Origin of the sequence: Bacillus sp. BK450, assembly GCF_004364885.1 — a bacterium.
In the GTDB taxonomy this organism is placed as follows: domain Bacteria; phylum Bacillota; class Bacilli; order Bacillales; family Bacillaceae; genus Bacillus; species Bacillus safensis.
In genome coordinates, this window is record NZ_SOBQ01000004.1 from 12,797 (window position 1) to 35,255 (window position 22,459).

Consider the following 22,459-nt stretch of genomic DNA (forward strand, 5'->3'; position numbering starts at 1 on the left):
TACCGGTTGATAAGCGTAACACACTGTCAAAAATTTGTTACACTATTTTTTAGAGGAGAATGAAACCTTTTGGAAAGAGGTTCGTATACATAAAGACCGGTGAAGGCAGAGGTTGAATATACTATGGACACAATGATTAAAAAGAGAATTAAGCAAGTGAAAAAAGGCGACCAGAACGCATTTGCAGACATCGTAGACCTGTATAAAGACAAAATTTATCAGCTGTGCTACCGTATGCTTGGGAATGCACATGAAGCGGAGGATATTGCGCAGGAGGCGTTTATTCGTGCTTATGTGAATATCGAAAGCTTTGATGTGAATCGCAAGTTTTCCACGTGGCTGTACCGCATTGCAACCAACCTGACCATCGACCGTATTCGCAAAAAAAAGCCGGATTATTATTTAGATGCAGAGGTGGCAGGAACAGAAGGATTAAATATGTATTCTCAAATTGCTGCTGATGGCATTTTGCCAGAGGATGAGGTGGTGTCTCTTGAATTATCGAGTACCATTCAGCAAAAAATTTTAAGATTACCCGACAAATATCGTTCGGTCATCGTATTAAAGTATATTGATGAACTCTCGTTAAAAGAAATTAGTGAGATTCTGAATATACCAGTTGGTACGGTGAAAACGAGAATACACAGGGGTAGAGAGGCTCTCCGGAAACAGTTGAGAGACCTTTGAGTGAGGTGATTTTGATGAGCTGTCAGGATAGAATCGTCCAGCTTATGCATCAGTATTTAGACGGGGACATTGAGCCCCAAGACGAAAAAGAATTAAAAAGCCATCTGCAATCGTGTGAGGAGTGCCGTACTCATTTTCAACAAATTGAGAAATCCATCGCGCTAGTGCAGAGTACATCTCATATAGAAGCACCATCTGATTTCACTGCAAAGGTGATGGCAGGTCTTCCAAAGGAGAAAAAGCGTGTGTCGGTTCAAAGATGGATCAAAGCTCACCCGCTGATGGTAGCAGCTGCCCTCTTTCTCATTTTAATGGGAGGCAGTCTGTTTACGAGCTGGAATACCGATCATAATTTCAGTGTGTCAAAGCAGCCGAATCTCGTCGTTGAAAATGATACAGTGACCGTACCTAAAGGGGAAACCGTAAAGGGTGATGTCACTGTCAAAAATGGCAAGCTGATTGTAGAAGGCAAGGTTGATGGAAATGTCACCGTCGTCAATGGGGAACAGTTGACTGCTTCTGCCGGACAAGTCACTGGTCAAATTAATGAAATTAATGAAGTATTTGATTGGATCTGGTACAAAATGAAATCAACAGCACAAAACGTAATGCGGGTCATTGGGCCAGAGGAGCAAAAGTAACTCAATCGGCTTAAAGAGCAGTCTCTAAGGGGGCTGCTCTTTTTCTATACATTGGCGGGATTCACGCATACTAGCAACTCAGCCAGATATGGCAACTATTTTCCTTGCTGAAACAAAATGTGGTATAATAGCCACGCTATGTATTGATACATAGGCTATTTTTATATTAAAAAATGCATCAAACGAAGAATAACTGAAAATTCTGGAGGACGAGGAAATGGCTTTAGGGGATATTCCTTTTTTGCAGTACCTCGGTAATGCTGTTGATATTCTCGTTGTTTGGTATGTGATATATAAATTAATGATGGTCATCCGCGGAACAAAAGCGGTTCAGCTTTTAAAGGGAATTGTGGTCATTGTTCTCGTCAGGATGGGAAGTGCGTATCTCGGTCTTAACACACTTCAATGGCTGATGGATCAAGCGATTACGTGGGGATTCCTTGCGATCATTATTATTTTTCAGCCAGAGCTAAGGAGAGCGCTTGAGCAGCTTGGGCGCGGCCGTTTCTTCTCAAGAAGCGGGACACCTGTAGAGGAACAGCAGCAGAAAACGATCGAGGCAATTACAAAAGCAATTAACTATATGGCGAAACGCAGAATCGGCGCGCTGCTGACAATTGAGCGCGATACCGGAATGAATGATTACATAGAGACAGGAATTCCTTTGAATGCAAAGGTGAGTTCAGAGCTGCTCATTAATATTTTCATTCCGAATACACCGCTTCATGACGGTGCTGTCATTATGAAGCGGGATGAGATTGCAGCTGCAGCTTGCTATTTACCGCTGTCAGAAAGCCCTTTTATCTCTAAGGAGCTGGGGACGCGTCATAGGGCGGCAGTCGGAATTAGTGAAGTGACAGACAGCTTAACTGTCATCGTTTCTGAGGAAACTGGCGGTATTTCTGTTGCAAGGAATGGTGATCTCCACCGAGAATTGACAGAAGAAGCGCTTGAAGAAATGCTGATTGCTGAATTTAGTAAGAACAGCAAAGATGCTTCCTCGACCAAATGGTATTGGAGGGGCAAGAAAAATGGATAAGGTTTTGAATAATCGCTGGGCCGTTAAGCTTCTTGCATTGGTCTTCGCTTTATTGCTGTATGGTGCAGTCAATTCAGCGCAAGCGCCCACGCCGAAAAAAATCGGTGAATCCTTTTTCCCAACATCGACGACAGATGAAGCAACTTTAACCGACATTCCTGTTAAAGCGTATTATGATGACGAGAAGTACGTCGTCACTGGTGTGCCGCAGACAGTCAATGTCACGATTAAAGGATCAACTAGTGCTGTGAAAACAGCAAGACAAACAAAGAATTTTGAAATTTACGCAGACATGCAGAACTTATCGACAGGTACACATAAAGTGGAGCTGAAGGCAAGAGATGTATCGAAGGGACTCACACTATCGATTAATCCATCTGTGACGACTGTGACGATACAAGAAAAAACGACAGCTGAATTTCCTGTTGAAACCGAGTTTTATAATCAAAATAAAATCAAAGACGGCTATTCACCTGAACAGCCCATTGTGAATCCGAAAAAGGTCACAGTTACTGGATCAAAGGATGTCATCGACAAAATTTCTGTCATTAAAGCTTTTGTGAACTTAGAAGATGTCGATCAGCAAATTGAAAAAGAAGCGAAGCTCACTGTGTATGATAGCAGCGGGAATGAGCTGCCAGTTGAAGTAAGTCCGTCCGTGGTGGATATTACGGTCCCAATCTCTAGTCCAAGCAAAAAGGTCCCTTTTAAAATTGAGCGGACGGGCAGCTTGCCAGAAGGGATCAGCATCTCAAGCATTGAGACAAGCCCGAGTGAGGTCACAGTGTACGGCTCTCAAAAGGTGCTGGATGCCCTTGATTTTATTGATGGCGTCAAGCTGGACCTAAGCAAGATCAAAGATGATACGGAGATTGATGCCGATATTCCCCTGCCAGATGGTGTGAAAAAGGTATCACCCGAAACCGTTAAGATCAAAGTGAAGGTTGCAACAGCTGAAGAAAAAAAGATCGATAATGTACCGATTTCTGTCGTGGGTTTGAGCAAGGATCTCACTTCTGATTTTGTGAGCCCCTCTTCTGGACGGCTCACGTTAACAGCAAAGGGATCAAAGAGTGCGATTGATAAACTAAAGGCTTCAGATGTTGAAGCCTATATCAATGCAGGGGACTTGAACGAAGGAACCCATGAGGTCAAAGTTCAAGTAAATGGTCCTCAAAATGTGACTTGGACATTATCGAGATCAAAGGTCAAAGTGAAACTCACTTCTACTGATACAGAGGATCAGCCGGCTTCGACGAATGATCGGAAGGATCAAAAAGATCAACAAGATGCATCAACTGATGACGATGATCAGGGTGAGAAGAGTAAAGAAGAATCCACGCAAGATAAAGCAAAGAAAGAATCGAGTCAAAGACAGCGGGTCAAAGAAGATAAAAAAGAGGACGAAGCGTCCTCTTGAATGGTAAAAAAGGAGCGATTGAAACATGGGCAAGTACTTTGGAACTGATGGTGTAAGGGGTGTAGCGAATAGCGAATTAACGCCAGAGCTCGCATTTAAAGTTGGGAGATTTGGCGGCTATGTGCTCACGAAGGATAAAGAACGTCCAAAGGTACTCGTTGGTCGAGACACACGTGTATCTGGTCATATGTTAGAAGGAGCGCTTGTTGCAGGCTTGCTTTCAATTGGAGCTGAAGTGATGCGTCTAGGTGTGATCTCAACACCTGGTGTGTCATATTTAACGAAGGCAATGGATGCTGAAGCGGGTGTCATGATTTCTGCTTCACACAATCCAGTTCAAGACAACGGTATTAAATTCTTCGGCGGTGACGGCTTTAAGCTGTCAGATGAACAGGAAAACGAAATTGAGCAGCTGATGGATCAGCCAGTCGATCAATTACCACGCCCAGTTGGAGCTGATCTTGGAACGGTGAACGACTACTTTGAAGGCGGTCAGAAATACTTGCAATTCTTAAAGCAGACAGCGGACGAGGATTTTACAGGTATTCACGTGGCGCTTGACTGTGCACACGGTGCAACCTCTTCTCTAGCGACACATTTATTTGCAGATTTAGATGCTGATGTGTCTACAATGGGAACATCTCCAAACGGATTGAATATCAATGATGGTGTAGGCTCCACTCATCCAGAAGCACTTTCTGCTTTTGTGAAGGAGAAGGGTGCAGATATTGGTCTTGCGTTTGATGGAGACGGTGACCGTTTAATTGCAGTCGATGAAAAAGGTGATATCGTAGACGGCGATCAAATTATGTACATATGTGCACGTTATTTGAAGGATGAAGGCCGATTAAAGGATGACACCGTCGTGTCAACGGTTATGAGTAACCTTGGTTTCTATAAAGCGCTTGAGAAGCAAGGCATTAAGAGCATTCAAACTGCTGTTGGTGACCGCTATGTGGTCGAAGCGATGAAAAAAGACGGCTATAATGTCGGCGGCGAGCAGTCAGGTCATTTGATTTTCCTTGATTATAATACGACAGGTGATGGCATGCTTTCTGCGATCATGCTTGTGAATACGCTCAAAGCGACAGGAAAAACATTATCAGAGCTTGCAGCGGAAATGGAAAAGTTCCCGCAGCTTTTAGTGAATGTGAAAGTGTCTGATAAATATAAAGTAGAAGAAAATGAAAAAGTAAAAGCGGTGATCCAAGAGGTCGAAAAAGAGATGAATGGTGACGGCCGTATCCTGGTTCGTCCATCGGGGACAGAGCCGCTTGTACGTGTCATGGCAGAGGCGAAAACAAAAGAGCTGTGTAATGAATATGTGGCTCGAATTACAGCTGTTGTGAAAGAAGAAATGGGTATTGAGTAATAGATGAAAGCAAACCGCTGCCAGCGGTTTGCTTTTTTTTGAATAAACGACATAATTGGATGGATCTATACGAATGATATAAGCGAGGGCAATTTGAAGCTGCCTTCATACATAGGAGAGCACATCGAAGGTAGAACGTGACAAGCCTCATCGCATATAGTGTATGGAGGTCTCACTTTCTCAAATGAAGGGGATCACCCGCTAAATTGTGATTGACGGAGGTCAGACCTTATAGTACAATCATCCTTGTGTTACTGGATTTTTATTCTATCAGGAAAGGCAGGGTAGATGTTCAGAAACTCTCTTATAATTATAGCGCCCGAACTAAGCGATCGGACGAAAGATGCTTAGTTGACGAGGATGGAGGTTATCGAATTTTCGGCGGATGCCTCCCGGCTGATCAAAAAAAGAGATCACAGCCGTAAGTGTTTCTTTAAACCAAAGAGGTGACTCTTTGTACAAAGGGAATACACATGATCTCCCAAAATAAACATGTAGAGAGGGACGAAGAAATGTCCCTTCTATTTTAGTAGGCTTTCTTTGTCCCTTTCACATGATCGGGAGGAAGAATATTTATGTGTGGAATCGTAGGTTATATTGGTCAGAATGATGCGAAGGAAATCTTACTAAAAGGTTTAGAGAAGCTTGAGTACCGCGGGTATGATTCAGCAGGAATCGCTGTGGCAAACGAAGATGGTGTGCATGTGTTCAAAGAAAAAGGACGTATCGCTGAGCTTCGTGAAGTCGTGGATGCAAACGTAGCATCTTCAGCAGGAATCGGACATACACGCTGGGCAACACACGGTGTACCAAGCCATCTAAATGCGCATCCGCATCAAAGTGCTTCTGGCCGTTTTACGCTTGTTCATAACGGTGTCATTGAGAACTATGTACAATTGACACGCGAATATTTACAAGACGTCACACTAAAAAGCGACACAGATACAGAGGTTGTTGTTCAAGTCATCGAACAATTTGTAAACAGAGGTCTTGATACAGAGGAAGCTTTCCGTCAAACGCTTCTTCAACTAAAAGGCTCTTACGCGATTGCCCTTTTCGATAACGAAAACAAAGAAACAATCTATGTGGCGAAAAACAAAAGCCCATTATTGGTTGGTTTCGGCGAAGGATTCAACGTTGTGGCTTCTGACGCAATGGCGATGCTTCAAGTAACAAACGAATATGCGGAATTAATGGATAAAGAAATGGTCATTGTCACAAAAGACGAGGTCATCATTAAAAACCTTGACGGTGATATCATGACACGTCCTTCTTATATCGCTGAGCTTGATGCAAGCGACATTGAGAAAGGCACATATCCTCACTACATGTTAAAAGAAACGGATGAACAGCCGCTTGTTATGCGCAAAATCATCCAAGAATATCAAGACGAAAACGGCAAACTGTCAGTCGCTGGCGATATCGCAAGCGCAGTAGCAGAAGCAGACCGCATATACATTGTGGCTTGCGGAACGAGCTACCATGCTGGACTTGTCGGTAAACAATACATTGAAGACTGGGCGAAAGTACCTGTAGAAGTCCATGTAGCAAGTGAATTCTCTTACAACATGCCGCTTCTATCGAAAAAACCGTTGTTCATCTTCCTTTCTCAATCTGGGGAGACTGCGGACAGCCGTGCTGTACTTGTTCAAGTCAAAGAGCTTGGTCATAAAGCATTAACGATCACAAACGTACCAGGATCTACGCTTTCTCGTGAAGCAGACTTCACATTGCTTCTTCATGCAGGACCAGAAATCGCAGTGGCTTCAACAAAAGCCTACACAGCACAAATCGCTGTACTTGCAATCCTTGCATCTGTTGCAGCTGAATTAAATGGTCAATCTCTTGACTTTGATCTTGTGAAAGAGCTTGGTATTGTAGCAAACGCAATGGAAGCCCTTGTCGATCAAAAGGATGAAATGGAACAAATCGCTCGTGACTTCTTCACAGTGACACGTAACGCATTCTTTATCGGAAGAGGACTTGACTATTATGTGTGCCTTGAAGGTTCACTGAAGCTAAAAGAGATCTCTTACATCCAAGCAGAAGGCTTTGCTGGAGGAGAACTCAAACACGGCACAATTGCTTTAATTGAAGAAGGCACACCGGTCATTGCCCTTGCAACACAAGAGCACGTGAACCTCAGCATTCGCGGGAACGTCAAAGAAGTCGTTGCACGTGGTGCAAACCCATGTGTCATCTCACTAAAAGGCCTAGAAGACGAAGGTGACCGTTTCGTCCTTCCAGCTGTACACCCAGCACTTGCACCACTTGCATCTGTTGTTCCATTACAGCTAATCGCTTACTACGCAGCCCTTCACCGCGGGTGTGATGTGGATAAACCACGTAACCTTGCGAAGAGTGTGACGGTGGAGTAGGGTAAATTTTTATAATGAAACACCCCTTTGAGAATTTGTCAAAGGGGTGTTTTTTGTTTAGGTTACTATTATTTGCGAATAATCACCATTTTCAAAGCGTTTAAGGAGATTTTCAATCTTTTTTATGGATGTTAATGAGTGATTATAAACTCCAAGCTCTTTTAATAAACAGATGTTCTCTATTTTGTAAACTGGCATTTGCCAATTATGTACTTTCCGTTTTATTAAATCACCTTTTAATAAATGAGTAAATGTATTTTGGGGAATCGAAGGTAAATCCCAAAAATCAAAATCAGCTATTCCTAATTTCTCGATAAGATTTTGTTCGTCACTAATACTATATTGTTGCCCGATATGATTAATCTCATCATGCTGATCATATTCCAATAACAATTCCATAGTTGATATAAGTTGTAATACCTTTGATGATTCATCGCCATCCCCTAAGTGCTTCATAAATCGCTTAATGGCAGGTTCAACGTAGAATTGATTAAAATGATATGGTTTTAACTCTTCGAAAAGTCGATATAATATGCTTTCCCACTCACTGTTATAGATGTAGTATTCTCCAAATTCAGGATAAAATAGTTCGGATAATTCTTTTCCATTCTCTAGCTGTATTCGTTTGATTTTTTTTGAATTATCACCCCATATTTCTGGGTAGATTTCTAGTAATTCATCATCATCAACGCTAAAACATATACTCATCGAAAAGCAAGCGACGAATAATGGAATATGAATAAATCGTAACCACTGTTCATCCTCTAATATTAAATGTTCATACACAATATTTTTGAGTGAAGGGTTATCTGCTAAATGGTCACTATAAATATTACTTTTTAAAAATTCTCCTTTTCGGAATAAAGGTTTTTCCCTATACATGAATGAATAAAATGAATCAATACAGAAGTTAATTAAATTTATTAATAATGTGGAATCTCCTTGAGTTAAATGGGTTAACATCTTCATATATAAGTCGCTTTCTCTCTCAGGCATCATTGAACCGTCTTTTTCTAACATTGAAATTAACAAATTCAAGGATTCTTTCGTATTTAGTAATTGGTAGATGTAAACTGGTGAATAATTGTCTAATGTGAGAATTAGTTTATCTTTGACTCCATTCGAAAGTTTGCTATTTGATATAAGTTCGATAACTTCATCATTTTCTATTAATGCTTCTTCCTTTCCATACATCCAATCATATGCGTTATATTTTACTGTACTTATGTCATGTTCACTTGAATTATATTCATTTGAAAAATGCCTGTTCATTATTGAATGATCATTATTTATTTTTGTAGGTGAGCGCCCATATAGAAGCTCAATTTCTTTATCCATTTCTATTGAGTATTGAACGCCAAAAAAATCACATAAATCAGGAATGCTATCAATTAATATATCTAATTCTACATCCATGCAGTATTCATCTAAAAAATCTAACTCTGAAAAAATTAATTGTTTTATATTTTTTCTAATTTTTGAGTTAAAAGATTCGTAAAATATTTCGTACTCCTTAGGAAATATTTCTCGAAAACGCTCCATCGCTTTATAATGAAACACACTAAAGGCGTTTTTGTAGTATTTATCTATTAATTTATATCCGTTAAAAGTCATTCCAATATTTGTGCAACTTGCGATATAACCAGGTAAATTGTGTAAATCGTTATATTGATATTCTTTAGGATCATTACTCCCCATATCAATACAGTACTGACTGATTTTATACTCTAAAAATTTATAAAGTCTCGGTTGTTTTTGATTTTGTGTTAGATAAATTCTAAGTAAATCAAAGAATCTATCTAAGCTTCCCTTTTCTTGTTCTAAAATATCAACATTCCATATATTATCGTTTTCTGAAAAACTAGTTGTATAATCATCATAATGTTCTATACAACTTTGTATGATTTGTTCACTAACGTTTGAACTACAAAAAGGTGATATATTCTTAAATAGAAATAATAATTGATTATAGAAGGAGCAGCAAGGCAGTAGTTTTGGAATCCATTGTTCACAATTCTCTTTCAAGAAGTCAAGCAGAAAATCTTGTGCTGATGGGTTAATAAAATATAAAAAGATATCATCATACTCATCATCATAAACTGTCTTGATCATGGTTTCTTCAAGTTCTCTGAGACTCTCACTTAAATTCTTCGTGTGCGTTTCAGTGAAATAATAGTGTAAGGAATTTTTGTAGCAGATTTCAATATCCTCTTGTAATGAGGGGGTCGAAGTAATTAGTAGTAGCAAAGCTACAAACTTTGCTTCATTAGATAAATTATCAAAAATATCTCTCCAAAAATCACTTGGACAATCTAAATAATTTAACAATCGATTTAAGTAATCTTCTGGTGTTTCATAACTTTGAGGTTGTTGATCTAAAAATAGTGATAGTACCCTTGGATTATAATTGTCGTGATATACAATTTCATCTGTATGAAGATGCAAATAGTTAACATGCTTATAATTCAGTTTTGAGTAATAGAGACGACTAAATAAAATACTTGTTTTTTCACTCTCGGTGTATGCTTCCAAGTTGCAAATTAAGGTATAGTTATCAAATATTTTTTTAAGTAAAGGACTTTTATGAATGAGTTGTTGAAGAATATATTCTCTTGTTGTAATAATTAATCTTGTATCATTAGGAAAATTTTCGATATCCTTTATTAACTTAGCTAAGCGTTCTTCTTCTTTTTTATTCTTTTCTTTTTCGATGATACTTCCCCAGTAATCATCTAAAATAAAAACTTGTATTTGGTCTTCATCTAACATACTGTATATATCATCGATTGAGTATACCCATCTAAATCCGTTTAATTGATCTTGATACAAATGGGCTAAAGCTAGAATTTGAGCGATTGTTGTCTTTCCAACACCTGGTTCTCCGGAAAGTATGATAGTTCTGTTAATGTCCCAATTTGTAACTGCTGACCTATAGACTTTTGAAGGTATAAAAGTTTTTGCTATTTTACAAGCATCTTTTAATCTATAGGCAGACTCTCTATAAATACGACTATGTAGATATTCCTTTAACAAATGTTCAAGCACATTTGAGTTTGGAATTAAAAGTTTTGGTTGATTAATTATCACTTTTCTGTAAGTCGGCTGTGAAAGAAGTCTGTTCAGTTCAACTCTATCTAATATATCGTGTTCAGTCACATTGAATTCTTTAAATAATTCAACAATATCTTTCGTTTGTTGACGTGTTAACGCCATTGATATCCCTAAGATATAGCGATCTGGTTTTAATTTGCGAACTTTTTGTAGGTCTTGCTTTAAAGAATGTATTAAAGGCTTAAAAGCTTGCTGAGCATAACGCTTTACTTGTATGACGGTTTCAGTTTTACCGTCTGTATAAAAACCATCAATGCCTTGATCTCGCCCCTCTTTAAAGGTTCTAAAGGGAACGTTATCTCTTTGAGAGACTACATCGCATACCAACACTTCAAACTCTAATGGTTGAAGTAATGCATGAAAATCGTAATTAGACAATTTTCTTCTTCCTTTCACATGTTGATAACGAGTAATTATATCATAATTTATGTAAATGTGGTTATTATTGTAATAATTATTTGTAGCTGATTCTTCTTACTAGATCGGACATAAAAGGTTAGGCTAACTATCTTCTAATGCATGGATAAAAGTACTTTAAGAAAAGGGGAATAACAAATGACCAAATCAAAAATCTACACAATGAGTTTTGCAAAAGTCTATCCTCTCTACATCGCAAAGGCAGAGAGAAAGGGACGAACAAAGGCTGAAGTCGATACGATTATTTGTTGGTTAACAGGGTACAGTCCAGAAGAGCTGCAGAAACAGGTAGATAAACAGATAGACATTGAAACCTTTTTTGCTGAGGCTCCTGAGCTTCATCCTTCCCGCAGTTTAATCAAAGGCGTCATTTGTGGTGTTCGAGTAGAGGACATTGAGGAAGAAACCATGAAAAACATTCGGTATATGGATAAGCTGATTGATGAGTTAGCGAAAGGAAAGAAGATGGAAAAGATTTTAAGAGGTTCATCTTGAGAATAACAAGCAAGCCCAGTGAACTAACCTTCACTGGGTTTTTTTATATCTTATAGATCATTCGACCAATAAAAATAAAATCCATTTGAACGAATTTACTTTTCATGTCGTCAAAAGAAGTAATATCAAAACAAATTGGTGTTTGAAAAGGAGTGGCGTGGATGGATATGAAAATGATATTACCTCTTATTTTGCTGCAAGCGATGTTGATGGTGATTGGTTTGTTTGATTTGTTGAAAAGAGACCCATCGAGGATCAGGGGAGAGGTGAAGTGGGTTTGGGCTTTGGTGATTGTGTTTGTGGCGAGTGTCGGTCCTTTTGTGTATTTGATTTTTGGTCGTAAAGCATCTTAAAAGGGGGGATTTGCTTGAATATGTTGGAGTGTTATGGGCTGACGAAATCGTATGGCCCGAATGAAGTTTTAAAAGATGTTTCGTTTTCTGTTGAGGAGGTAGGATGTGTCGGTTTTTTAGGAGCCAATGGAGCGGGGAAGACAACGACGATCCGGATTTTGGCGGGGCTTGCTCGTCCTACTTCTGGGGTCGTGAAGGTGGCTGGTTTGGATGTCACAAGGGAGATGGATCAAATCAGTCATGTGATAGGGTATTGTCCGCAGCATCCTGCATTTTATCAGGATATGACGGGGCAGGAGTGGATGCATTGGGTTGGCGGGTTATTTCACTTAGAGAAAAAAATCATTCGCTCCAAAACAGAGGAGCTGTTGAAGCTTTGCCGCATATATGAGGCGAAGGATCGTGCCATTGGCAGCTATAGCGGAGGAATGAAGCAACGGCTTGCCATTGCGCAGGCGCTTATCAACAGCCCGAAGGTTCTCATCTTGGATGAACCTGTGTCTGCACTTGATCCCATGGGGAGAAAAGACGTTCTGACATTGATTGAGCGTCTTAAACAAGAGATGTTGATCTTTATGTCGACCCATATTTTAGATGACATTGAACGTGTGGCAAATCATATTATCATGATCAACAATGGCAAAATTGAGATGTCTTCTTCCATGAAACAGATCAAAGAAGACTATATCCAGCCAGTGATTGAATTTCAATTAGAACAACAGAATACAAAACTAGTGGCTTTGCTAAAAGAGCGGGATTGGGTGGAGGAATGCTTTGAGACAGGAGATGCTTATCAGGTGCGAGTGAACGATCAACAAATAGCATTGAAGGAGCTGCCTCGTCTCATCACTGAATCTGGCGGTGTTCTCCTCCATTATCGACTATCTAAGCTGACGCTTGAAGATATTTTCATGAAGGTTGTGAATGCATGATGATGTTGAAAAAGGAATTTAGGGAGTTATTTACTAGCTATAAAATCTTATTTGTTCCTATTATTTTTACGATTTTAATGATCACACAGCCTATTACGCTCAAAATGCTGCCGGATCTTCTATCGAAATCAGCTAATTTACCTGAAGGAGCTACATTTTACATACCAGAGCCTAGTGCAGGAGAGGCTTTGGCGAGTGCATTGAGTAAATTTGATTCGCTAGGTGTGTTTATCCTGATTATGATCGTGATGGGGACGATCGCTGGAGAGCGTGCCTCTGGAGTGACGGCGATGATTATGGTGAAACCGATCAGTCGAATGAGTTATTATGTTTCGAAAATATGTGCCTATGCCTGTTTGACATTATTTAGTTTGGTGGTGGCGGTGCTTGCCTCTGTTTATTATGTGGACATTCAATTTGGGCATGTGGATTGGGTGAATGTGTTAAAAGGAACACTTCTTTATTATCCAAATTTATTGTTGATTGTAGTATCGACCATTTGTGCTTCGGCGTTCTTTCAACGTTCTGTCACAGCTGGCGGTGTGTCGCTTTTGATCAACCTTATTCTGTTTACCGTACCTTTATTTTATGAAGAGACAATAGGGAAGTTTGCGCCTAAAGGCGTGACAAGTGCAGCCGAAGAGATGATTCATAAAGGGACTTATTCGGATCAGGCACTTACAAGTTTTCTAGGTGTATCGGTATTGATTGTTTTCTTTTTTCTTATCGGATGGTTTCTTTTTAGAAAACAAGAATTATAGCAGTATCTTCAGGTTTACTTTGAGCATAAAAATCTGAATATGGTAGAAAGTTTGATATGATGATAAAAATTGACTGTATTTTCAGAAAAGGGGTTTTTATCAATGAGAACATCACGTAATCCTGAGACCATTCACCCGCCAGTTGCTCCATATACTCATCAAATAGAAACAACCGGACCACAGCGGTGGTTAACTCTATCAGGTCAGGTGGGAATGGAGGCGGATGGGACAATCCCAGAGAGCCCGTTGGAGCAGCTAGAGCTAGCGTTAGAGAATGTGAAGCGAAACGTAGAAGCAGCAGATATGGTCGTGGAAGATATAACGAAATTAGTATTTTATCTCGTAGGAGAGTTCGATGCTGAGAGCAGAAAACGAATCATGGGGCAGTTTTTAGGCGATCATCTGCCTTGTATGACTATGATTTATGTGGTGGCATTGGCTTCACCTGCTTTAAAGGTAGAGGTGGATGCTTGGGTGTGTCAGGAGATGGTATAGGGTGAACGATTAGTTTGCATATGGTTTGAAGATGGAATGGGTTAGTTCAGAAATCACTATAAATAGAAAATGCGAAAAAAGATTGGATGATCAAATCCAATCTTTTTTTAAGTATAATCTATATTAAAATTACTTTTAAGTATAATTTTAGAATATTTTACACAATTCCCCTTACTTCGACATTTTTCATATGGTAATATCAGGGTGCATAGGAGATGGGCCTATTGACACTATGCAAAATTTAAGAGGAGGTTTTACTTATGGCACGAAACCAAAAAGAATGGGAATCTGTGAGTAAAAAAAGCCTTAAGCGTCCAGGGGGTACTTCGATTGTAAAGGCTGCTGGATGTATGGGGTGCTGGGCCTCGAAGAGTATACCAATGACGCGTGTTTGTGCACTTCCACATCCTGCAATGCGAGCACTTTAATGAGTAACATAGGGAGTTATGCATACATTGCTAACTCCTTATTCTATAAAAAGGGGTGTTTTTTATGTCGAATAATCAAATTGCAGAATATGAGTTACCTGAATTAGGCATCCATTTACAGCCTCATGGGGCCGTCATGATAGATAGAAAATCGATGTATTATTTTAGATTGAGTGGAAGAGGCGCTCAACTTGCATTTCTATTATCTAAGAATAAAGATTTAAGCAAAACTGCTCGAATTTGGGAGATCGTTAAAAAAGAAGAGTTGACGGCTGATCAGTTGCGTGAAGAGTTGAGTGCCCATCCTTTTACAGAGGCTTGGACACAGGGGTTATTGGATCAGCCAATTCAATTTTCTGGATCGCTACAATCTTATTTACCTATTAGCTGTACTCTGCAATTAACCAATGCCTGTAACTTAGGTTGTTCATTCTGCTATGCCAGTTCGGGGAAGCCTTATCCCAATGAGTTAACATGTTCACAATGGATCGAGGTAATGCAAAAGTTAGCAGCCCAGGGAGTAGCTGATGTTACTTTAACTGGGGGTGAAGCAAAGTTAATCAAAGGTTTTAAAGAGATTGTAATGGCCGCCAGCTCATTATTTACGAATGTAAATGTGTTTAGTAATGGACTAAACTGGAGAAATGAAGAAGTAGAACTTCTTAGTCATTTGGGCAATGTAACTGTACAAATTAGTATTGACGGTACGAGCGAAACTCATGATTCATTAAGAGGAAGAAAAGGTGCTTTTCAAGAGAGTATGGAAACGATCAAACATTTAGCAGAAATGAATGTCCCCGTAATTGTGGCAATGACGATCAATGAAATAAACGTTGATCAAGTTACAGAGGTTATAGATCATTGTGCAAGAGTAAATGCTGCCATTTTTCGTGCTGGAAAGACTTTATCCGTTGGGCGTGCTACAAAGAACTTTAAAGCACTGGAGAAGTCATTTGAACAGCGTGTTCAAAGTCAATTACAGCAGGCACGTCATAAATGGGATCAACACCTGAATATAATAGACTGGGAACACGAAGAAAGTTCTTTTACAACTGATTTTTGTACGCCTGGTTATCTGGCCTGGTATATCAGGGCAGACGGGTATGTGACACCTTGTCAATTAGAGGATATCTCTTTAGGTCATATTCTAACAGATTCATTTTCTGATATTGGCTCACCAGCACGTCTAATGAAATTGAAATGTGAAGCAAAAAACTGTAAATGTATTGGGAAAGTTGAAATTTCAGAACCAGACCTTCCATTTGAAAATGAGATGAAAGCAGGGGCTGTACATGAATAGTTTTACTATCATTTTGTGGACAGCTCTAGGGGTGATAGGACTTGTCCTATTCATGAAGTATAGAGTATCAACTATAGAATCAAATCTTTTAGATAAAAGTGAGGCAAGAAAAGTCAGTATCGACTTTATTAAAGAATTTGTAGGCGTGGATGTAGAAGAATGGGATGTATATTCAGTCTATTGGTATGATCATGAAACAGTGAATAAGCTACATCATTTAGGTTTGTTGAAAAAAAATCGACATATTCTTCACGAAATGGGATTGGTTGAGTCTTGGCGTGTTCGCTTTGTTCATCAAAATCAATCATTCGTCATAGGAGTAAACGCAAAACGCGAAGTTACTTTTTTTTACGCCGATGTAAGGCAAACTTCATTGCCTAAAAAAGATGCTCAAATATCATTAGAAGGATTAAAAGAACAATTAACTTATTCTTCAAAGGGATTATGGGTTAAGACCAAACCAACTGGTTCAGGTTCAAAAGAAGAGGATTTTCGTGAAATCAAAACGTATTGGTATCTTGCTGAAAAAGAAGATATTCGACTTAAGGTAACAGTTGAAATGCAATCTGGTGTGATCACTTATATCGGCACAGATACAGAGATTCTAACAGATCAAATGAACAAAGTAATAAGAGATGAACAAGTTGAGTCTACTTTTGGCATCTCAGGTATGTTAGGGTCAGCTGCTGCGATGATCATTGCAATATTAGTTTTAGTCTTAATGAATGTCCAAATTCAAATCGCATTAAGTCTTATACTGGGTTTGATTATTGTACTAGTGCAATCTCTCACAATAAAGGAAGATATACAACTAACGATAGTAAATGCTTACGATGCTAGGATGAGTGTTCATACTGTTCAATTACTTGGCATTCTATCTACTTTGTTTGCAGGATTATTGACAGGATTTGTAGTATTTATATGTTCATTGGCAGGAGGTGCTCTTGTGAATGAATTAGGACTAAAATTTCTAGATCAAAGCATTGCCCAGATATATATCGGTCTTAGCGCCGGAATAATTAGTTTAGGTATCACATCACTTGTTTTTTATTTGTTAGAGAGAATGAATCGATTACGTATATCACCAGAATTATCAAATAGGAGTATGTTCTTATCCGGCTTTACCTTAAGACAAGGGCTTAATATGAGCCTGCAAAGTTCTATTGGAGAAGAAGTCATTTACCGACTCTTAATGATTTCTTTAATATTTTGGTTAAGTGGGAGTATGATATTGTCCATTTTAATATCATCTTTACTGTGGGCAATTATGCATCAGGTGACAGGATATGATCCAAGATGGATTCGCTGGACGCATCTTTTTGTTTTTGGGTGCTTCCTTGGTTTTCTTTTTGTGAATTATGGCTTTATTTGTGTACTGGTGGCACATTTTATTCACAATTTAGTGCTTGTTTGTATGCCCTTATGGCAATTTAAACTTCAAAGATATCTACATACCAAGAAGCCTCAGCATACATCACTCTAATCAAAAGGAGAGATTTGATGCCGTTCATGGAGGTTCAGAATGTAAGTAAACGATATAGCAATGGTGATGGGATAGAGGGTCTGTCATTTTCCATCGAAGCAGGAGAGGTTGTGGCGCTGCTTGGGCCTAATGGTGCCGGGAAGACGACAACAATTCGGTGTGTAACAGGTCTATATAAACCAGATGGAGGGGAAATTCTCATAGAGGGTTTCCCGCCTGGTCATGCCCATGTCCAAAAACAAGTAGCTCTTATTCCTGATCAGCCGTATTTGTATCCAGACTTAACGGCTGCTGAACATGTTCAATTCCGTGCTCGTGGATATCATAAAGGCTTAAAACAGATCAAGGAAAAGGTATATGAAGCGTTGAAAGAAGTACATATGGAAAAGAAGATGAATGAACTGTGTGGAAGGCTTTCAAGAGGCCAAAAGCAGCGTGTCGTCTTAGCAGGAGCCATTGTTCAAGATGCCTCCCTTTTTATATTAGATGAACCGACTGTTGGGTTAGATATACCGTCAAAACAGTGGCTGTCGGATTGGCTGAGACAAAAAAGCAGTCAAGGGGGGGCGGTCTTTGTGTCGACTCATAGTCTGGAGTTCGTTCTCGATACGGCCAGCAGGGTTGTATTGATTCGAGACGGTGCCATCATGAAGAGTATGGATGTTCCTCAAATAAAGGAAGAACAGGTTGAGTGGAGGGCAGAAGTTATTCAACTTTTGGGGGAGTGGTCAAGTGAATAACACACTCTCCCTTTTATGGATGAAATCTCAAAGGCGCTTGATCAGTAAAAATCAAGAAAAGAAAATGCCTTTTCTGATCTTACTTCTTTTCATTGCGGCAATTGGTTTTCAGCTAAGCGCAGTTTCAAGTATGGGTGATTGGAATGCGGTTGCAGCTGGGTGGATCATTGTCTGTTTGTTTGTTCTCTATACGGGGTTTGGCTTGTTTACAAATCGGCTGCCTAGTCAAATGAACGATATCATTTGGTTATATGGAAATGGCACTTCTCTATGGACAGTTGTCATCAGTGTATGGTTGTATCACATTTTTTGGCGAGGGGCACTTCTTATTGTCTCTGCTGTGGCTGCGGATCTGCTTCTGTTTTTTATGACGCATCATTACCCGTTTCTGCTTGGAAAATCACTCATCCTGACAGGGCTGTTATGTTTGGTTGAAACTTGGATGATTGCGATGTCTTGTGCTAGAACCATTCGAGTATACAAGCGTTTGCTCTTAATCAGCTTTTTATTGATGTTTTGCTGCTTTGCAGTGCTCGCTTTGAATCAGTTGATGATGAAACAGCCTTCATTAATGAACATTGCTGATACTTTGATGTTTCAATTTGGACGTATGATCGAAGAATTCTCCATTCTTTCTGTCTTCATTTTTATTGGAGTGATGTTTCTATCTTTCATGATGATGTACAAGGCTAGTCATCGTTTAGAGATGAAGGAGTCTTTAGTCAAGGAGGCAGTATTTTGGGAGGAATTTGAGGGGAAACATATTCATTCAAGTCCAATCGTTCAAAAAAAGGGCAAGACATGGTGGGGACTTCCGGCATTAACGGGCAGCTGGGCTTTTCTTTGGATTGAATTATTGCTGATAAAAAAGTATATGATTTTCCATGTACTATCTACTATGCTGTTAATTGGTACTTACTATGTCGTCCTTACTTATTTTTCAGATTGGCTGAATCTATTCTTGATCGTCATCGCGGCATCCGTTCTTTTTAGTTCATATTATGCAGGGATTGTAAGACACGCACAAACAGGAGTGCTCTACCTTTTTCCAGGTGCTTTATATCAAAAAATCATTCTGTTAGAGGTGTTTCAAACCTTTTGGCTGTATGCTTTCTACTTGATTTCTCTTTATTTAGTTGAGATTCAGGATGTTTTGTATTGGACCTTATTTGGTGGAGGAGTTTATATATGGTTTTTGGCCATACGACTCTTTGCCTTTATACAGCCTCTGAGACGAGAAATGAGTTTTGCTTTGGCTGCCTATTATCGATCATTGCTATTTGCGTCTGTGATCAGTGCTATGATCGTTATTAGCATTCATCTCATCACTGATGGCTTGTTGACTACAATTGTATCTCTAGTGGCTGGATCTGGATCTTATGTGCTTTGTTATCGATACCGTGCGGTTCATTAAAAAGAGGAGTTGATTGTAAATGAAACCAGAAAATAAGCTGTCTCAATCCGTTCAACAATTGGCTAATACAAATGAAGTAACGATCGTTCAAGCAATAGGAGATTTAAGAAAATATGGAAAAGATGCAGTGCCCGTCCTTGTTGAGGCTTTAAAAGAAAAAGGCTCTCTGCGGAACATTGCAGCAGCTGTACTTGGTGAATTTGGAGCAGATGCGGGGGACGCAGCAGAACCGCTAGCTCGGCTATTAGAAAGTGACGAAGAAGATACAAGAATGGCCGCTGCCATGTCACTCATGAGGATTGGGCAGCCTAGCTTGCCATTTCTTCTGGCACTTGCTAAACGTTATGAGGGACCTACTTGTTTCTGGGCATCATGGTGTATCTCTTGGATTGATCCATCAAAAATTGAAAAAAACATGTACGAGTGCTTAAAACAAGAACAAGAAAACCCAACAGGCAGCGTTACTCCTTTTGCTGCAGAGGAAGCATTAGGGAAGATTATTGCTTTTCAGCTAAAGGAAAAGGGGGATGAATAGTGGAAACGCAGAAACTCAACTGGCCTGAGAATCTTCCTTGGATTTATCCTTCAGATCAAAGGAGTGTACCTAAGGGACAGCATCAGCTTCTTTATTTTTGGTCCGTCAACTGTCCTCATTGTGAAGAATTAACCAATCATATTCTACAACGTGTGAATGAGCTGGGTATTCATTTAACCTGTGTCCATGTTCCATATACAGAAGAGGAAAAATCGGCAGATGTTGTTTCAGAGTATGCAGAGGAAAAGAATATGACCGCTCCTATTGTATTGGATCAGAATTATGAGATTGTTGCAAAGTATAAGATTCAAGGATTACCTAGCTTTTGCCTCTTTGATCAAGAGGGACAGTTAATAGATCGGAAAATGGGAGATACCGGCTGGGAAAGAATATTGAAAAAGTTAGAAAAACATTCAATTGGATAAACAGTGGAGAAGAGATTGTTGTTTCAATCAAACAAAGAATTAAAAAGAAACGTCATTTTTTTCGCAGGTGTTGGAGCGGTTTTGCTGATTTTAATGATGCTGAAATGGTTGCCGATTTCTGCAGACTGGGAAATAGCGTTGATTTTATTCGGTTTGGGAATTTTGTTTTATTTGAAGCGTGTGCTGCGGGAAGAAGAAAGTCATAAGTATTTAGTATGATACCTAGAATGTATATTCTAGGTTTTTTTATTAAATTTACCTTAAAACGCAAATTTTCTCATGGGGATGGAAACCATTTTTTTAAAAGTGTGGTAGGATAAATATGCTTTATCTTTATATTGTCCGAAGGAGCTGTCGAGTTGAAGGGATCTAGGGTTGAGTTAATTGATAGTTTACGTGGTTTTAGTTTATTAGGTATTTTGATTGTGAATATGCTTAATTTCCAATATGATTATGATTTTGAGAAAATGTTTGATTCGAGTTTTTGGGGACAGGAATTCGGTGTATATGTGACGGAAATTTTGTTCCAAGGGTCTTTTTATCCGATCTTTTCCTTTTTGTTTGGGTATTCTTTTATCAAGCTGATTGAATCGACGAAGGCCAAGGGATTAAATACGAATGCCATTGTCGTTCGCCGTGGTTTTGGTTTGATTGTGCTTGGGATGCTGCATTTAATCTTCATTTGGAGTGGCGACATTCTTCTCTACTATGGAGCTTGTACGTTTTTCCTAATAATGTTTATAAACAGTCGAATCAAAACAGTGTTTATATGGTCGGGTATTTTAGGTGCCTTATCTTTAGTGATTTATCCATCTCTAATGAATTTTATTTACGGAAATTCTGATTTATTAACGAATGTATATGGGACCGGTACATATGGCGATATTGTATTGAGCCGGATTACAATTGAAGATGATATGATAATCGTCACCATCATTATGGCAATTGTAACACTTACTTTGACACCAATTTTAAGTCTTATCTATGCTCCTATCATAATCGGTCCGTTTGCACTGCTTGGCATGGCGATCGGGAAAAAGGGTCATTTGACAGAAGAAGATCGAGGCATGGCTTATCGTAAAGGCTGGGTTTGGATGATTATCATCGGGATTGCGCTAAAATGTGCGACGTTCATTGATGCTCCTTGGAGTGAATTGGTGATTACGCTGGGTGCCTATGTGCTGACGATTGGGTATATTCAAGCCTTTATTGTTTTCTACTATTCGAAGGCAGCCCAAGGTTTCAAACGCCTGCTTGCAGGGCTTGGCCGTTTGTCTCTCTCAAACTATTTGGCGCAGTCGATTATTTGTACAACGATTTTCTATTCTTATGGACTTGGTCTATTTGGACAATTGGGATCAATGTTTGGGCTGCTGCTTGCTGTCGGACTGTACACAGCACAGCTGTTCATCAGCTATCTCTATTTGAAAAAATGGAGAAGAGGTCCTGTGGAGTGGCTTATGGGAAAATGGGTATATTGGAAATAAAGCATTTTGTTAAAGAACCGCATGGCTTAAGGGCTGTGCGGTTTTTTCGTTGTATTGTATTTTAAAAAAAATGAGGAGAACATTTTTAAAATGGTTGAATATTCTTTTAGTGTGTATATAATGTATATATAGTGTATATACAATATTTTTCTGAAAAAAGAGGTTTTTATATGCAAATTACGATTTCAAACCATTCTAAGGAGCCTATCTATGAGCAAATTACGAATCAAATCAAATCGATGATTTTAACGGGTGAGCTTGAAGAAGGTGCAGCGCTGCCGTCTATTCGAAAGCTGGCGAAGGATTTACAAATTAGCGTGATTACAACAAAGCGAGCGTATGAAGAGTTAGAGAAGGCGGGATTTATTTATTCGATTGTAGGCAAGGGATCTTTTGTTGCCGAACAAAACCTAGAAGTGATGAAAGAGAAGAAATTGAAGGTGATCGAGGAACAGCTTGGAGCGGTTGTTACAAACGGGAAAGAATTAGGCTTATCTTTTGATGAATTGCAGCAGTTATTAAAATTCTTATATGAGGAGTGAGATG

At 39.2% G+C, this 22,459-nt stretch carries 22 protein-coding genes; 21 read left to right on the forward strand and 1 reads right to left on the reverse strand.

All coding sequences use genetic code 11. The features are described 5' to 3' along the window. The first annotated feature begins 123 nt into the window (after nt 1-123). The 6 genes from sigW (at nt 124) to glmS (ending at nt 7,537) form a co-directional block, all read left to right on the forward strand. On the forward strand, nt 124-687 hold the full coding sequence (gene sigW, locus EV579_RS14345) for an RNA polymerase sigma factor SigW (protein ID WP_024424449.1): 564 nt from the start codon (nt 124-126) through the stop codon (nt 685-687). A 14-nt stretch (nt 688-701) separates the two neighbouring features. Next, nucleotides 702-1,328: an anti-sigma-W factor RsiW gene (gene rsiW, locus EV579_RS14350; RefSeq protein WP_024424448.1), complete on the forward strand. Its 627-nt coding sequence runs from the start codon at nt 702-704 to the stop codon at nt 1,326-1,328. A 217-nt stretch (nt 1,329-1,545) separates the two neighbouring features. Further along, on the forward strand, nt 1,546-2,367 hold the full coding sequence (gene cdaA / locus EV579_RS14355) for a diadenylate cyclase CdaA (protein ID WP_008344027.1): 822 nt from the start codon (nt 1,546-1,548) through the stop codon (nt 2,365-2,367). After that, entirely contained in the window at nt 2,360-3,787 is a 1,428-nt protein-coding gene (locus EV579_RS14360) for a CdaR family protein (protein ID WP_073203520.1), read from the forward strand. The genes cdaA and EV579_RS14360 overlap by 8 nt, the downstream gene beginning before the upstream one ends. Nucleotides 3,788-3,812: 25 nt before the next feature. Next, complete coding sequence (gene glmM, locus EV579_RS14365; protein WP_034284242.1) at nt 3,813-5,159, forward strand: phosphoglucosamine mutase; 1,347 nt, start codon at nt 3,813-3,815, stop codon at nt 5,157-5,159. A 575-nt stretch (nt 5,160-5,734) separates the two neighbouring features. Then, nucleotides 5,735-7,537, forward strand: coding sequence for a glutamine--fructose-6-phosphate transaminase (isomerizing) (gene glmS / locus EV579_RS14370; protein WP_073203523.1), 1,803 nt, complete (start codon nt 5,735-5,737; stop codon nt 7,535-7,537). A gap of 57 nt (nt 7,538-7,594) precedes the next feature. On the opposite strand, the gene EV579_RS14375 is transcribed toward glmS, so the two are convergent. Continuing rightward, nucleotides 7,595-11,026: an nSTAND3 domain-containing NTPase gene (locus EV579_RS14375; protein WP_166644702.1), complete on the reverse strand. Its 3,432-nt coding sequence runs from the start codon at nt 11,024-11,026 to the stop codon at nt 7,595-7,597. Between the two features lie 177 nt (nt 11,027-11,203). Between EV579_RS14375 and EV579_RS14380 the strand changes: the two genes are divergently transcribed. The 15 genes from EV579_RS14380 to EV579_RS14450 all read left to right on the forward strand — a co-directional run bounded on the left by EV579_RS14380 (nt 11,204) and on the right by EV579_RS14450 (nt 22,455). Beyond that, the gene (locus tag EV579_RS14380) at nt 11,204-11,560 is read left to right on the forward strand and encodes a DUF2200 domain-containing protein (protein WP_133744675.1); all 357 of its coding nucleotides are present in this window, start codon (nt 11,204-11,206) and stop codon (nt 11,558-11,560) included. 161 nt (nt 11,561-11,721) lie between these two features. Beyond that, nucleotides 11,722-11,913, forward strand: coding sequence for a PLD nuclease N-terminal domain-containing protein (locus EV579_RS14385; protein ID WP_133744676.1), 192 nt, complete (start codon nt 11,722-11,724; stop codon nt 11,911-11,913). A 14-nt stretch (nt 11,914-11,927) separates the two neighbouring features. Beyond that, on the forward strand, nt 11,928-12,845 hold the full coding sequence (locus EV579_RS14390; protein WP_133744677.1) for an ABC transporter ATP-binding protein: 918 nt from the start codon (nt 11,928-11,930) through the stop codon (nt 12,843-12,845). Then, on the forward strand, nt 12,842-13,606 hold the full coding sequence (locus EV579_RS14395) for an ABC transporter permease (RefSeq protein WP_122631575.1): 765 nt from the start codon (nt 12,842-12,844) through the stop codon (nt 13,604-13,606). The genes EV579_RS14390 and EV579_RS14395 overlap by 4 nt, the downstream gene beginning before the upstream one ends. A gap of 102 nt (nt 13,607-13,708) precedes the next feature. Further along, complete coding sequence (locus EV579_RS14400) at nt 13,709-14,101, forward strand: RidA family protein (protein ID WP_122631574.1); 393 nt, start codon at nt 13,709-13,711, stop codon at nt 14,099-14,101. Nucleotides 14,102-14,361: 260 nt separating this feature from the next. After that, nucleotides 14,362-14,529: a sporulation killing factor gene (gene skfA, locus EV579_RS14405; RefSeq protein WP_133744678.1), complete on the forward strand. Its 168-nt coding sequence runs from the start codon at nt 14,362-14,364 to the stop codon at nt 14,527-14,529. Between the two features lie 64 nt (nt 14,530-14,593). Then, a complete protein-coding gene (skfB, locus tag EV579_RS14410) occupies nt 14,594-15,829 on the forward strand; it encodes a sporulation killing factor system radical SAM maturase (RefSeq protein ID WP_133744679.1) in 1,236 nt (411 codons plus the stop codon). Next, nucleotides 15,822-17,312: a CPBP family intramembrane glutamic endopeptidase gene (locus tag EV579_RS14415; protein WP_133744680.1), complete on the forward strand. Its 1,491-nt coding sequence runs from the start codon at nt 15,822-15,824 to the stop codon at nt 17,310-17,312. The genes skfB and EV579_RS14415 overlap by 8 nt, the downstream gene beginning before the upstream one ends. A gap of 17 nt (nt 17,313-17,329) precedes the next feature. Then, a complete protein-coding gene (locus EV579_RS14420) occupies nt 17,330-18,052 on the forward strand; it encodes an ABC transporter ATP-binding protein (RefSeq protein WP_133744681.1) in 723 nt (240 codons plus the stop codon). Next, nucleotides 18,045-19,466: a sporulation killing factor system integral membrane protein gene (gene skfF / locus EV579_RS14425; RefSeq protein ID WP_133744682.1), complete on the forward strand. Its 1,422-nt coding sequence runs from the start codon at nt 18,045-18,047 to the stop codon at nt 19,464-19,466. The genes EV579_RS14420 and skfF overlap by 8 nt, the downstream gene beginning before the upstream one ends. Nucleotides 19,467-19,485: 19 nt before the next feature. Continuing rightward, a complete protein-coding gene (locus tag EV579_RS14430; RefSeq protein WP_064498196.1) occupies nt 19,486-20,001 on the forward strand; it encodes a HEAT repeat domain-containing protein in 516 nt (171 codons plus the stop codon). After that, on the forward strand, nt 20,001-20,426 hold the full coding sequence (locus EV579_RS14435) for a TlpA family protein disulfide reductase (protein ID WP_044333406.1): 426 nt from the start codon (nt 20,001-20,003) through the stop codon (nt 20,424-20,426). The genes EV579_RS14430 and EV579_RS14435 overlap by 1 nt, the downstream gene beginning before the upstream one ends. A gap of 18 nt (nt 20,427-20,444) precedes the next feature. Further along, entirely contained in the window at nt 20,445-20,645 is a 201-nt protein-coding gene (locus tag EV579_RS14440) for a hypothetical protein (RefSeq protein ID WP_133744683.1), read from the forward strand. A gap of 140 nt (nt 20,646-20,785) precedes the next feature. Beyond that, nucleotides 20,786-21,913 (forward strand): DUF418 domain-containing protein, encoded by a 1,128-nt coding sequence (locus tag EV579_RS14445; protein WP_133744684.1) that lies wholly within the window; start codon nt 20,786-20,788, stop codon nt 21,911-21,913. 170 nt (nt 21,914-22,083) lie between these two features. Then, on the forward strand, nt 22,084-22,455 hold the full coding sequence (locus EV579_RS14450) for a GntR family transcriptional regulator (RefSeq protein WP_133744685.1): 372 nt from the start codon (nt 22,084-22,086) through the stop codon (nt 22,453-22,455). The last annotated feature ends 4 nt before the right edge of the window (nt 22,456-22,459 follow it).

Coding starts and splice junctions, on each gene's coding strand:
- sigW (WP_024424449.1), top strand. CDS start 124: ATGGACACAATGATTAAAAAGAGAATTAAGCAAGTGAAAAAAGGCGAC.
- rsiW (WP_024424448.1), top strand. CDS start 702: ATGAGCTGTCAGGATAGAATCGTCCAGCTTATGCATCAGTATTTAGAC.
- cdaA (WP_008344027.1), top strand. CDS start 1,546: ATGGCTTTAGGGGATATTCCTTTTTTGCAGTACCTCGGTAATGCTGTT.
- EV579_RS14360 (WP_073203520.1), top strand. CDS start 2,360: ATGGATAAGGTTTTGAATAATCGCTGGGCCGTTAAGCTTCTTGCATTG.
- glmM (WP_034284242.1), top strand. CDS start 3,813: ATGGGCAAGTACTTTGGAACTGATGGTGTAAGGGGTGTAGCGAATAGC.
- glmS (WP_073203523.1), top strand. CDS start 5,735: ATGTGTGGAATCGTAGGTTATATTGGTCAGAATGATGCGAAGGAAATC.
- EV579_RS14380 (WP_133744675.1), top strand. CDS start 11,204: ATGACCAAATCAAAAATCTACACAATGAGTTTTGCAAAAGTCTATCCT.
- EV579_RS14385 (WP_133744676.1), top strand. CDS start 11,722: ATGGATATGAAAATGATATTACCTCTTATTTTGCTGCAAGCGATGTTG.
- EV579_RS14395 (WP_122631575.1), top strand. CDS start 12,842: ATGATGATGTTGAAAAAGGAATTTAGGGAGTTATTTACTAGCTATAAA.
- EV579_RS14400 (WP_122631574.1), top strand. CDS start 13,709: ATGAGAACATCACGTAATCCTGAGACCATTCACCCGCCAGTTGCTCCA.
- skfA (WP_133744678.1), top strand. CDS start 14,362: ATGGCACGAAACCAAAAAGAATGGGAATCTGTGAGTAAAAAAAGCCTT.
- skfB (WP_133744679.1), top strand. CDS start 14,594: ATGTCGAATAATCAAATTGCAGAATATGAGTTACCTGAATTAGGCATC.
- EV579_RS14415 (WP_133744680.1), top strand. CDS start 15,822: ATGAATAGTTTTACTATCATTTTGTGGACAGCTCTAGGGGTGATAGGA.
- EV579_RS14420 (WP_133744681.1), top strand. CDS start 17,330: ATGCCGTTCATGGAGGTTCAGAATGTAAGTAAACGATATAGCAATGGT.
- EV579_RS14430 (WP_064498196.1), top strand. CDS start 19,486: ATGAAACCAGAAAATAAGCTGTCTCAATCCGTTCAACAATTGGCTAAT.
- EV579_RS14450 (WP_133744685.1), top strand. CDS start 22,084: ATGCAAATTACGATTTCAAACCATTCTAAGGAGCCTATCTATGAGCAA.